General features: G+C 67.0%; 11 protein-coding genes. 10 read left to right on the top strand and 1 reads right to left on the bottom strand.

Annotated elements, in window-relative coordinates; genetic code table 11:
* Nucleotides 1–30: 30 nt before the first annotated feature.
* The 8 genes from purT (at nt 31) to AC1HFW_RS22920 (ending at nt 9126) form a co-directional block, all read left to right on the top strand.
* Nucleotides 31–1248 carry a formate-dependent phosphoribosylglycinamide formyltransferase gene (gene purT / locus AC1HFW_RS22885; RefSeq protein ID WP_116522263.1) on the top strand — a complete coding sequence of 406 codons (1218 nt, stop codon included), beginning with the start codon at nt 31–33 and terminating at the stop codon, nt 1246–1248.
* Between the two features lie 280 nt (nt 1249–1528).
* Nucleotides 1529–2074, top strand: a complete 546-nt coding sequence (locus AC1HFW_RS22890; protein ID WP_006391799.1) for a GbsR/MarR family transcriptional regulator — start codon at nt 1529–1531, stop codon at nt 2072–2074.
* Between the two features lie 129 nt (nt 2075–2203).
* Nucleotides 2204–3778, top strand: a complete 1575-nt coding sequence (locus AC1HFW_RS22895; protein WP_006391798.1) for a cytochrome ubiquinol oxidase subunit I — start codon at nt 2204–2206, stop codon at nt 3776–3778.
* Between the two features lie 12 nt (nt 3779–3790).
* Nucleotides 3791–4942, top strand: coding sequence for a cytochrome d ubiquinol oxidase subunit II (gene cydB, locus AC1HFW_RS22900; RefSeq protein WP_479285289.1), 1152 nt, complete (start codon nt 3791–3793; stop codon nt 4940–4942).
* Nucleotides 4943–4958: 16 nt separating this feature from the next.
* On the top strand, nt 4959–5084 hold the full coding sequence (gene cydX, locus AC1HFW_RS22905) for a cytochrome bd-I oxidase subunit CydX (RefSeq protein WP_006389893.1): 126 nt from the start codon (nt 4959–4961) through the stop codon (nt 5082–5084).
* Nucleotides 5081–6826 carry a thiol reductant ABC exporter subunit CydD gene (cydD, locus tag AC1HFW_RS22910; RefSeq protein WP_479285290.1) on the top strand — a complete coding sequence of 582 codons (1746 nt, stop codon included), beginning with the start codon at nt 5081–5083 and terminating at the stop codon, nt 6824–6826. Before cydX ends, cydD begins: the two co-directional genes overlap by 4 nt.
* A complete protein-coding gene (gene cydC / locus AC1HFW_RS22915) occupies nt 6823–8520 on the top strand; it encodes a thiol reductant ABC exporter subunit CydC (protein ID WP_479285291.1) in 1698 nt (565 codons plus the stop codon). The genes cydD and cydC overlap by 4 nt, the downstream gene beginning before the upstream one ends.
* Nucleotides 8521–8574: 54 nt before the next feature.
* Nucleotides 8575–9126 (top strand): adenine phosphoribosyltransferase, encoded by a 552-nt coding sequence (locus tag AC1HFW_RS22920; RefSeq protein WP_006391794.1) that lies wholly within the window; start codon nt 8575–8577, stop codon nt 9124–9126.
* Between the two features lie 46 nt (nt 9127–9172).
* On the opposite strand, the gene AC1HFW_RS22925 is transcribed toward AC1HFW_RS22920, so the two are convergent.
* Nucleotides 9173–10063: a LysR family transcriptional regulator gene (locus AC1HFW_RS22925; protein WP_006391793.1), complete on the bottom strand. Its 891-nt coding sequence runs from the start codon at nt 10061–10063 to the stop codon at nt 9173–9175.
* 382 nt (nt 10064–10445) lie between these two features.
* Between AC1HFW_RS22925 and AC1HFW_RS22930 the strand changes: the two genes are divergently transcribed.
* Both AC1HFW_RS22930 and AC1HFW_RS22935 read left to right on the top strand, forming a co-directional pair.
* Entirely contained in the window at nt 10446–10829 is a 384-nt protein-coding gene (locus tag AC1HFW_RS22930) for a DUF4148 domain-containing protein (protein WP_061073051.1), read from the top strand.
* Nucleotides 10830–11271: 442 nt separating this feature from the next.
* Nucleotides 11272–12384, top strand: coding sequence for a porin (locus tag AC1HFW_RS22935; RefSeq protein ID WP_479285292.1), 1113 nt, complete (start codon nt 11272–11274; stop codon nt 12382–12384).
* The last annotated feature ends 56 nt before the right edge of the window (nt 12385–12440 follow it).

Here is a 12440-nt window from a genome sequence, read left to right on the forward strand (position 1 = left end):
GCTATCAATCTTTCCTTTCCAGGCCCGCTCATGTCCAGCATTCCCAGCCCCGTCCTTGGCACGCCCCTGTCCCCCCTGGCCACCCGAGTCATGCTGCTCGGTTCGGGCGAATTGGGCAAAGAGGTCATCATCGCCCTGCAGCGGCTGGGCGTGGAAGTCATTGCGGTGGACCGGTATGCCGACGCGCCGGGCCACCAGGTGGCGCATCGCGCCCACGTGGTGTCGATGACGGACCCGCAAGCCCTGGAAAAAATCATCCGGCAAGAGCAACCGCACGTTATTGTCCCCGAAATCGAGGCCATTGCCACCAATTTGCTGGTGGACCTGGAAGCGGCCGGCGTGGCGCGGGTCACCCCGACCGCCCGCGCGGCGCAGCTGACCATGAACCGCGAGGGCATCCGCCGCCTGGCGGCCGAGACCCTGGGCCTGCCCACCTCGCCCTACGCCTTCGTCGATACCGAAGACGAACTGCGCCAGGCCATCGACGGCGGCATTGGCTATCCCTGCGTCATCAAACCGGTCATGTCCTCGTCGGGCAAGGGCCAGTCCGTGATCAAGGGCGCCGACGACCTGGGCTCCGCCTGGCGCTACGCCCAGGAAGGCGGCCGGGTGGGTGGCGGGCGCGCCATCGTCGAGGGTTTCATCCGCTTCGACTACGAAATCACGCTGCTGACCGTCCGGGCCCGTGGCGCCGATGGCCAGGTCGAGACCCGCTACTGCGAGCCGATCGGCCACAAGCAGGTCGATGGCGACTACGTCGAGAGCTGGCAGCCCCATCCCATGTCGCCCGCCGCCCTGGAGCGCGCCCGCGAGATCGCCCTGGCCGTGACGGCCGAGCTGGGCGGCCTGGGCATTTTCGGCGTCGAGCTGTTCGTGGCCGGCGACCAGGTCTGGTTCTCCGAGGTCAGCCCGCGCCCGCACGACACCGGCATGGTGACCATGATCACCCAGGCCCAGAACGAATTCGAGCTGCACGCCCGCGCCCTGCTGGGCCTGCCGGTGGACACCTCGCTGCGCCAGCCCGGCGCCAGCAGCGTCATCTATGGCGGGGTCGAGGCCAAGGCCGTGTCGTTCCATAACGTCGCCCAGGCGCTGGCCGAGCCGGGCACCGACATCCGCCTGTTCGGCAAGCCCGAATCCTTCGTCAAGCGCCGCATGGGCGTGGGCCTGGCGGTCGCCGAGGACGTGGCCGCCGCGCGCGCCAAGGCCAAGCGCGTGTCCGCCGCCGTGACCGTCAAGGCCGGCTGACCCGCCAGTCCGCCCGGGCGCGCCAGGGGCGGCGCCCGGATTTTCCCGTTGTTTCCCAGCCACCCGCCGATCGGCGGGTGGCTTTTTTTCGTCGTGCGGCCACAACAGATTGCGACTGATTTCGGGGGCGGAGCGACAGAATTGTCATCCCTTGCGGCTATACCCCTGCTATCGGTGTGGTTTGTGTTTTCGCACAGTTTGTTCGATAATTTCAGGAATTTCTGAAAACGGCGTAACTATTTATGTTTGCCGTCGTTGCAATTGCTGGCCTGGATGGATCATGGTGCTTACCCCTCAAAACGAACGTTTCGTCCTGCACTTCGGCGAAATGGGCAGCCGTTGGGGCGTGAACCGCACCGTCGGCCAGATCTACGCCTTGCTGTTCCTGTCGCCCCAGCCCCTGCATGCCGACGACATCGCCGAAACGCTGGGCTTTTCCCGTTCGAACGTCAGCCTGGGCCTGAAGGAGCTGCAGTCCTGGCGCCTGGTGAAGCTGGTGCACCAGGTCGGCGACCGCCGCGACTACTTCGAGACGCCCAAGGACGTCTGGGAGATCTTCCGCATCCTGATGGAAGAGAAGCGCAAGCGCGAAATCGACCCCACCCTGACTTTGTTGCGCGACACCCTGCTCGAGCCGCCGGCCGGGCCCGATGGCGCCTACGCGCAGCAACGCATGACCGAAATGCTGGAGCTCATCGAACTGTCCACCGGATGGTTCGATGAGGTTCAACGTCTGCCGCCGGAGACACTGCAGAACCTGATGAAGCTGGGTTCGAAGGTGCAGAAAGTGCTGGGCTTCGCCGGCAAGTTGCGGGGCAAAGGCTGATCGCTGATCCGCCCCGATTTTTTCAGGAAACCTCTATGAAGCTGTATACAACGCCCTTATCATGGCGCGAGAGACGGCCTGGGAACCATGCCGGTTGCTGTGGCTACTCACCTGCATGGGAGCGCCCCAATGATTGATCTCGACGTCGTCAACCTGTCGCGATTCCAGTTTGCCGCGACCGCGCTGTACCACTTCCTGTTCGTCCCTCTCACGCTCGGCCTGTCGTTCATCCTGGCCATCATGGAAAGCGTGTACGTCATGACTGGCCGCCCCATCTGGAAGCGGATGACGATGTTCTGGGGCACCCTGTTCGGCATCAACTTCGCGCTGGGCGTGGCCACGGGCGTGGTCATGGAGTTCCAGTTCGGCATGAACTGGTCGTACTACAGCCACTATGTGGGCGACATCTTCGGCGCGCCGCTGGCGCTCGAAGGGCTGATGGCCTTCTTCCTGGAAGCCACCTTCGTCGGCCTGTTCTTCTTCGGCTGGAACCGCATGTCCAAGGTCAGCCACCTGGTGGTGACCTGGCTGGTGGCGTTCGGCACCAACTTCTCGGCGCTCTGGATCCTGATCGCCAACGGCTGGATGCAGAACCCGGTGGGCGCGGTGTTCAACCCCGACACCATGCGCATGGAAATGACCGACTTCGCCGCGGTCATCTTCAACCCGGTGGCGCAGGCCAAGTTCGTGCACACGGTCAGCGCGGGCTACGTGGCCGGCGCCATGTTCGTCATGTCGATCAGCGCGTGGTACCTGCTCAAGGGCCGCCACACCGACCTGGCCAAGCGCTCGATGGCGGTCGCCGCCAGCTTCGGCCTGGCGTCGGCGCTGTCGGTGGTGGTGCTGGGCGACGAAAGCGGCTACCTCACCACCGAACACCAGAAGATGAAGATCGCGGCCATGGAATCCATGTGGCACACCGAGCCGGCGCCCGCGTCCTTCAACCTGATCGCGCTGCCCAACCAGGCCGAACGCAAGAACGACTTCGCCATCGAGATTCCCTACGTCATGGGCATCATCGGCACGCGTTCGCTGACGACGCCGCTGCTGGGCATCAACGACCTGATCCTGCGCGCCGAGAATCGCATCCGCGACGGCATGGTGGCGTACGACGCCCTGCAGAAGATCCGCGCCAATCCCAAGGACGTCGACGCCCGCATGGTGTTCGACCGGACCTGGCCTGATCTGGGCTACGCGCTGCTGGTCAAGCGCTACCAGACCGACATGAGCAAGGTCACCGAAGAGGACATCAAGAAGGCCGCGGTGGATACCGTGCCGAACGTGGCGCCGCTGTTCTGGGCGTTCCGCGTCATGGTGGCCGTGGGCATGTACCTGATCCTGTTCTTCGGCGTGGCGTTCTGGCTGGCCTCGCGCGGCCGTCTCGACAGCCGCCGCGGCTTGCTGAAGGTGGCGCTGTGGAGCCTGCCGATGCCCTGGATCGCGATCGAGAGCGGCTGGTTCGTGGCCGAGTATGGCCGCCAGCCGTGGGTGATCGAAGGCGTGCTGCCGACGTACTACGCGGCGTCCGGCCTGACCATCGCCGATCTGGCGATCAGCCTGACGATCTTCCTGGTGCTGTACACCGCGCTGCTGATCATCGGCGTCAAGGTCATGCTGCACGCCGTGCGCAAGGGCCCGAAGTCCGACGCGCCGGCCCCGGCCAGCGCCGCCGCCGACCCCGTCCACGCCGCCGTGCGCGCTTAAGGGAGAGAAGCAATGGATACCCTTATTCCTTTCGACTACGCCACCTTGCGGGTGGTCTGGTGGGTGCTGCTGGGCGCGCTGCTGATCGGCTTTGCCGTGATGGACGGCTTCGACCTGGGCGTGGCCGCATTGCTGCCGGTGGTCGCCAAGACCGACGCCGAACGCCGCGTGGTGATCAACGTGGTCGGCCCCGTGTGGGAAGGCAACCAGGTGTGGCTGATCACCGCGGGCGGCGCCATCTTCGCCGCCTGGCCGCTGTTGTATGCCGCCTCGTTCTCGGGCTTCTACCTGGCGATGATGCTGGCGCTGATCGCGCTGATCCTGCGTCCGGTCGGGTTCAAGTACCGCAGCAAGATGGAAGGCACGCGCTGGCGCAACAGCTGGGACGGCGTGCTGTGCTTCTCGGGCGTGGTGGCCTCGCTGGTGTTCGGCGTGGCCGTGGGCAACATCATCCTGGGCGTGCCGTTCACGTTCGACGAGAACGCGCTGCGCATGGTGTACGAGGGCCACTTCTACCAGCTGTTCACGCCGTTCGCGCTGCTGTGCGGCGTGCTGAGCGTGGTGATGCTGGCGATGCACGGCGCCGTGCTGCTGGCGTGGCGCACCGAGGATCCGATCTCGTCGCGGGCCCGCAACTGGGGCCGTCTGCTGGCGCTGCTGACACTGGTGCTGTTCGTCGCGGGGGGCTTCTGGGTGCAGGCGCTTGGCGGCCATGCCATCACCAGCGCCGTCGACATGCAGGGTCCGTCGGATCCCATGCTCAAGACGGTCGCGGTGCAGGCTGGCGCCTGGATGGCCAACTACGCCAAGTGGCCGCTGATGTGGATCGCGCCCGCGCTGGGCGTGGCGGGCGCCGTGCTGGTGCTGCTGCTGTTGACGCTGCGCGCCAACGTGCTGTCGTTCCTGGCGTCGGCGGTGTCGATCGCCGGCGTCATCCTGACGGTCGGCTTCTCGCTGTTCCCGTTCCTGATGCCGTCGTCGACCAACCCCAAGGCCGGCCTGACGGTGTGGGACGCCTCGTCCAGCCACATGACCCTGTGGATCATGGTGATCGCCGTGGTCATCTTCCTGCCGATCGTCACGCTCTACACCGCCTGGGTGTACCGCGTCATGCGCGGCAAGGTGACGCACGAATCCGTGGGCGACACGCCCAACTCGTACTGATCTAAGGAGCCTTACCATGTGGTATTTCTCATGGGTACTCGGTCTGGGACTGGCGTGTGCGTTCGCCATCCTCAATGCAATGTGGTTCGAGCTGCGCGAAGGTCACTCGCATGACCCGCGCGCCAGCCGTGACGACGAGTGAGCGGTCCCGCCAGCAGCCTCGAGCATGACCCCTCGGCCACCCTGCGCAAGCCGCCGCGCGAGCAATCGCGCTGGCTGATGGCGCTGGCCGGGGCGGCCCGGCTGCCTCTCATCCTGGCGGGCGCGGCGCCGCTGGTGTCGGGCGCGCTGCTGGTGGTCCAGGCCTGGCTGCTGGCCAGCGTGCTGGATGCCGCCATCGTGCGACAGGCGCCGCGCCTGGAACTGCTTGGCCAGATCCTGGCCATCGCCGCGTTGATGCTGGCGCGCGCCTGCATCACGTGGGCAGGCGAGCGCGCCGGGGCCGATGCCGCCGAGCGCATCAAGCGCCACGTGCGCCAGGCGCTGTTCGCGCGCCTGCTGCGCAAGGGGCCCGACTGGAGCCGCCGCCAGGCCTCGGGCGAAATCGCCAGTGCGCTGGTCGACCAGGTCGAGGCGCTCGATGGCTTCTTTTCCAAGTATCTGCCGGCCATGGCCGCGGCGGCGCTGCTGCCGGTGGCGTTTGCCGTGCTGCTGCTGCCGGTGGATGTGATCGCGGGGCTGGTGCTGCTGATCACCGCGCCGCTGATTCCGCTGTTCATGGCGCTGGTCGGCTGGGGCGCGCAAGGCGCCAGCCGGCGTCACCTGCGGGCCTTCGCGCGGCTGTCGGGTTTTTTCGCCGACCGCCTGCGCGGCCTGTCCACCCTGAAGCTGTATGGCCGCGCCGAAGCCGAGGCCGCTTCCGTCGCCGCGGCCAGCGACGCGCTGCGCCAGCGCACCTTGTCCGTGCTGCGCATCGCTTTCCTGTCGTCGGCGGTGCTGGAGTTCTTCGCCGCGCTGGGCGTGGCGGGCGTGGCCGTCTACATCGGCCTGAGCTACCTGGGGTTCCTGGACCTGCGCTGGTCGCCGTTCACGCTGCAGGCGGGCCTGTTCTGTCTGCTGATGGCGCCCGAGGTCTACGCGCCGCTGCGCCAGTTCGCCGCGCACTACCACGACCGCGCCACGGCGCTGGCCGCGGTGTCGCAGATCGCCACGCTGTTCGACGGCCTGCCGCAGGCGGAAATCGTCGAGCCACGCCAGGATGCGCCGCTGGCGCCGCTCTCGGGCGCCGCCGGCCTGGCCGTGACCGGGTTGACCATGACGGCGCCCGGGCGACCGTTGCCGGTGCTGTCCGCGGCGGCGTTGACGCTGGCCCCGGGCGAGCACGCGGCCTTGATGGGCCCGAGCGGCATCGGCAAGTCCACCCTGATCGAGGCCATCGCGCGCCTGCGCCCGGGCGATGGCGACATCCGCATCGACGGCGTGCCGCTGGATCAGTGGGGTGAGGCCGACCTGCGCGCGCGGGTGGCGCTGATCGGGCAGAAGCCGCAATTGCTGGCGGGGTCGATCGCGGACAACATCCGCCTGGGACGCCCCGATGCCTCCGATGCGATGGTGCGCGACGCGGCCCGCCGCGCCTGCGTGCTCGAATTCGCCGCCGGGTTGCCGCACGGGCTGGATACGCCGCTGGGCAGCCGCGGCCATGGCCTGTCGGGCGGCCAGGCGCAACGCGTCGCGCTGGCGCGCCTGTTCCTGCGCGATCCCGGGCTGATCCTGCTGGATGAACCCACGGCGCACCTGGACGAGGCCACGCAGGCGCGGGTGCTGGACGAGATCCTGGCATTCGCCGCCGGCCGCACGCTGCTGCTCGCCACCCATTCGCCCGCGGTCGCGGCGCGTTTCGAGCGGGTGCTGCGCGTCGCCGATACAAAAGTGAAAGACGCATGAAGAACCTGTTGTTGCTCCTGCCCCTGTACGCGCGCCGCAAGGCCGGGCTGCTGCTTGCGCTGTTCTGCGCGCTGGCGACGGTGGCCGCGGGCGTGGGCCTGCTGGGCGTGTCGGGCTGGTTCCTGACCGGCGCGGCGTTGGCCGGCGCCGGCGGCGCTTTCAATCTGTTCGCGCCGTCCGCGCTGGTGCGCGGCCTGTCGTTCCTGCGGATCGTGTCGCGCTATGCCGACCGGGTGGTCGGGCATGCCGCCACGTTGCGCCTGCTGGCCGACCTGCGCGCGGCGGTCTTCACGGCGCTGATCCGCCTGACGCCGCGCCAGCTGGCGCGATACCGCAGCGGCGACCTGGTGGCGCGCATGACGGGCGACGTCGATGCGCTCGACACGGTGTTCCTGTTCGTGCTGGCGCCGCTGGCGACGGCCATCCTGGCCGGCGCGGCCTTGACCGCGGTGCTGGGGTATTGGGTGCCGGCGGCGGCCCTGGTGTTCGCGCTGGCGCTGCTGGTGGTCTGTGCCGTGGTGCCGTTGTGGCTGCTGCGCGCCGCGCGCAAGCCTGGCGAGGCCGCGCAGGAAAGCGCGGCGGGACTGCGCGCCGCCGTGCTCGACGCGGTCGATGGCCACGCCGACATGGTCGCGCTGCATGCGCAGTCGCAGACCCAGGCGCATTTCGAACAATTGTGCGAAGCCAGCGCGCGGGCACGCGGCAGCCAGGCCCGGGTCGCGGCGCGGGGGCAATGGTTCCTGCAGGCGGCGGCCGGGCTGTCGGCGCTGGCGCTGCTGTGGTTCGGCCTGGCGCGCTACGAAGCGGGCGCGTTGCAGGGGCCATTGCTGGTGGGCCTGCTGCTGGCCGTGATCGGCATCTTCGAGGTGGCCGGTCCGATCATGCGCGGCGCCTCGCGCATGGGGTCGGCGCTGTCGGCCGCCGCGCGCATCCGCGACGTGGCGCAGCGCGAGCCCGACATGCGCGATCCCGCCGTGCCCAGTCCGTTGCCGACGCGTGGCGCGCTGGAACTGGTCGATGTGTCCTTCGCCTATCCTGCGCGGGCCGGCGAGACGCCCGCGCCGCTGCTGCGCAACGTGCAACTGCGGGTCGAGCCGGGGGAGCGGGTCGCCATCCTGGGAGAGAGCGGCGCCGGCAAGTCCACGCTGCTGCATCTGCTGTTGCGCCTGGAAGATCCGCTGGGCGGCCAGGTGCGCTACGCCGGTGTCGATGCCCGCGCCTGCGCGCAGGCGGACTGGCATCGGCGCATCGCGCTGCTGTCGCAGGACGCGCCGGTGTTCCTGGGCACGTTGCGCACCAATTTGCTGATCGGCGATCCGCAGGCCGGCGACGCGGAGTTGTGGCGCGCGCTGGACGCCGCCCGCCTGGGGAAGTTCGTGCGCGGCCTGCCCGATGGGCTCGATACCTGGGCCGGTGAAACCGGCTCGCTGCTGTCCGCCGGCCAGGCGCGGCGACTGTGCCTGGCGCGGGCGTTGTTGTCGCCGGCCGATGTCATCGTGCTGGACGAACCGACGGCCGGACTGGACGCGGCGGCCGAGACGGCATTCTTCGCCGACCTGGGCCAGGCGGTGCGGGGACGCACCGTCGTGCTGGCCACGCATGCCGTTTTGCCGCCCGGCGCCGTGGACCGCTGTTGCACATTGCGCGGCGGACAGTTGCATGACATGTCAACACCGGTGGCGGTCCTGGCTTAAGCGCGGTTGCGCGGTTATAGTTCGCCTTGCTTCAATTCTCCAGGGCCAGCTTCCATGCAGACCGACAACGCCGAGTACATCCGGCGCACCATCCGCAGCGTGCCTGACTGGCCCCAACCCGGTGTCATCTTTCGAGACATCACGCCGGTGCTGCAGGACCCGCGTGCGTTCCGGGTGCTGATCGACCTTTTCGTCTACCGCTACATGCGCCAGCGCCTGGACCTGGTGGCCGGCGTGGATGCGCGCGGCTTCATCATCGGCAGCGTGCTGGCCTATGAGCTCAACCTGGGTTTCGTGCCGGTGCGCAAGAAGGGCAAGCTGCCGTACCGCACCGTGGCAGAGGAATACTCGCTCGAATACGGCAACGCGGCCGTCGAGATGCACACCGATTCCGTGCGTACCGGCCAGCGCGTCCTGCTGGTGGATGACCTGATCGCCACGGGCGGCACGATGCTGGCGGCCATCAAGCTGCTGCAGCGCCTGGGCGCGAACGTGGTCGAGGCCGCCGCCATCATCGACCTGCCCGAACTCGGCGGGTCCGCCAAGATCGCGGCCACCGGCACGCCGCTCTATACCGTCTGTCAATACGATAGCGCGTCGGTCTGAGGCCGGCGCGGCCGGATGCCTTAGACGGATGCCTCAGGCGTGCGTCTCAGGCATCCGAAAGCCGCGGCTGGATGAAGTCCAGGAAGGCCTTGGTCTTGGCCGGCAGCATGCGCGACGGCAGCAGGGCGAACAGGGGCAGGGGCGTCAGGCTCCAGTCGGGCAGCACGCGCACCAGGCCGGCCTGCTTGATGGCGCGCTCCATCGCATCGAACACCAGCAGCGGCGTGATGCCCAGGCCCTGTCCGGCCAGGCGTCCCAGCATGCCGACATTGTTGGCCGACAGCCGGCCCGACACCTGCACGCGCTCCACCTTGTCACCCGAATGCAGCATCCAGAAGGATGACTCGTCGCGCATCGTCGGGCGCAGGCATTCGTGGTGGCTCAGGTCCGCCGGCACCCGCGGCTCGCCATGGCGCGCCAGGTAGTCGGGCGAGGCATACAGCTGGTGCGCCATCAGCACGATCTTGCGCGAAATGAGGCTGGAATCGGGCTGTTGGCCGAAGCGCAGGATCAGGTCGAACGGGTTGCTGATCGGGTCGATCGGCCGCATGCTCAGGTCGAAATCACATTCGATGTCGGGGTGCTGTTCGCGGAACTCGCGGATCACGGCGGGAAGGAACAGCTGCGCCAGGCTGGTCGGCAGCGAGATGCGCAGGCGGCCCTTGGGCTGCACCGCCATGTCGAGCAGCTGGTCGTGGGCGATGCGGGCTTCTTCGACGATATGCCGGCAGCGCTCGAAATAGATGGCGCCCGCCTCGGTCAGGTCGATCTTGCGCGTGCTGCGGTTCAGCAGGCGCATGCCGACGCTGCGCTCCAGTTCACTGACGCGGCGCGAGAGCGTGGACGTTGGAATATTCAAGGCTTCGGCGGCGTGGCTGAAGTTCTTGCGCTTGGCGACCTCGACGAAAAGCGCGATGTCGTTAAGCTGGATATCCATGGTGCCCTCAAACTCCAAATTCCATTTCTGGCAGGTTCATATGATAAGTGGAAATATTGTCCCGTCAGTGGAAATGTCTATTTAGCCACCATGAACGACTATCCCGCCAGGCGGAAAACACACGTTCCGTTACCAGGCTGGCGCGCGGCTGAATTCCTGTCTGGCCTTGCGACAGAGGGCGCGGCCGGTTGTTGCGCGGCGCGGACCCTGTTCTGACGGGATACGCTTTGCAATTGTCCCGTCCATGCAAATATGTTCACCAAAATAAGGGTTTTTACTAGGGCTCGATCGCCAGATACTGCATCCCAGCAATCGAATTGTCACATTGCCGCCGCCGCCCTGGTGGCGGACGGTGTGCCAGGTTTAGGATGGAGTCATCACAATGAAAGCCCTAGCTACCGCACTCATGGTTACCGCAACCCTGGCGGGTATGTCCGCCGCCCACGCCGACGGCAAGACGCGTGAACAGGTCCAGCAGGAACTGCAGGCCGCCAAGGCTGCCGGCCAGGTCTCGTTCGGCGAACTGGATTACCCGCCCGCCATCGTCCAGCAGACCGGCATGACGCGCGAACAGGTGCAGCAGGAACTGCAAAGCGCCAAGGTCGCCGGCCAGGTCACCAGCGGCGAGCTGGACTACCCGCCCCGCGCCGCCGCCACGCAGACGGTCGGCAAGACCCGCGAACAGGTGCGCGAGGAACTGGCCCAGGCCAAGGCCCGCGGCGAATACTCGTTCGGCGAACTGGACTACCCGCCCAAGGGCCGTTGATCCGAGGCCGTCACCCTGCGACGCCGAACCGGAAAGCCCCTTGCGCGCCAAGGGGTTTTTCATCTCTCCGTCCGGGTCTCGCCGTTGCGCCATTGTCGTGTTTATGCCGCATGGACTGTGCCACCCACACAACATGTGATGTCAATGACCCTCGGGCGCGACGGCGGAAGGCGGCCCTCGAAAACCGAATTGTGAGCAAGAATTCACATTTGATATCAAGGCCTTAATGCGGATCATCCGGCGCCATGGCGCGTCATGCGGTGGGCATTATCCCGCCCATGGAAAGTAGTTCTTCGAAATCCGGGTTACTTCAAATTGTTCCCAGGCAGACACTAGATTCAGTGCAGACGCCGCTCGCTTTTTTCGTAGCGGCACGCAGGCCGCGGCGATGCCGCCGCGCGGTTGCGGGATGCCTTTATCTCTCGCCATTTTGGGGACTTTTATGAAGAAGACGCTATTGGCAGTCGCGTTGCTGGCCGGTTTCGCCGGTGCCGCGCATGCCGCTGATTCCGTGACGCTGTACGGCTTGATCGACGCCGGTGTCGGCTACGAGCAGGTGAAGTTCAGGGGCCAGTCGCAAAGCCGCATCGCCGGCGTGCAAGGCGTGAGCAGCGGTTCGCGCTTCGGCCTGCGTGGCACGGAAGACCTGGGTGACGGCCTGCGCGCCGTGTTCAACCTGGAAGGCGGTTTCGGCCCGATGAACGGCCAGTCGCTGCAGAGCGGCCGCCTGTGGGGCCGCCAGGCCACCGTGGGCCTGGACAGTGATTCGTGGGGCCGCCTGGAATTCGGCCGCCAGACCAACCTGGCGTCGAAGTACTTCGGTTCGATCGACCCGTTCGCAATCAGCTACAACACCGCCAACCTGGGCACCACGTTCAGCAGCGCCAACACCATGCGCCTGGACAACATGGTCCTGTACCAGACCCCCAGCATGGATGGCTTCAAGGTGGGCGTGGGCTATTCGTTCAGCGCCGATGACACCGTCAGCGACGAGAAGCAGCGCGGCTTTGCCACCGGCAACAACAACCGCGTCCTGACCGCGGGCGTGCAATACCTGAACGGCCCGCTGAACTTGGCGGCCGCCTATGACCGCTTCAACCCGTCCAACGATACCCGCGGCGGCAAGTCCAGCTCGCGCGTCCAGGAATACATCATCGGCGGCACCTACGACTTCGAAGTGGTGAAGCTGGCGGCGGCGTTCAGCCAGACCCGCGACGGCTGGTTCATCGGCCAGAACATGGGCACGACGCCGGACGGCATGCAGAAGCTGGGTTCGTTCAAGCTGGCTGACGGCTTCCGCGCCAACTCCTACATGATCGGCGCCACCGTGCCGCTGGGCCGCCACGCCATCTTCGGCTCCTGGCAGCGCGCCACGCCGAACAACGACAAGCTGACCGGCGACGACGCGACGTTCAACGTCTACAGCCTGGGTTACACGTACGACTTCACCAAGCGCACCAACCTGTACGCGTACGCCTCCTACGGCGACAACTACGCGTTCCAGCACGATGCGCGCGACACCGCGTTCGCGGTGGGTCTGCGTCACCGTTTCTAAGCCAGGGCATCGGCCCGACCGCACCTTGCTGAATGCGCGGCACATCTCCGTGAGCC

This window comes from Achromobacter sp. ISS7, from assembly GCF_056523125.1.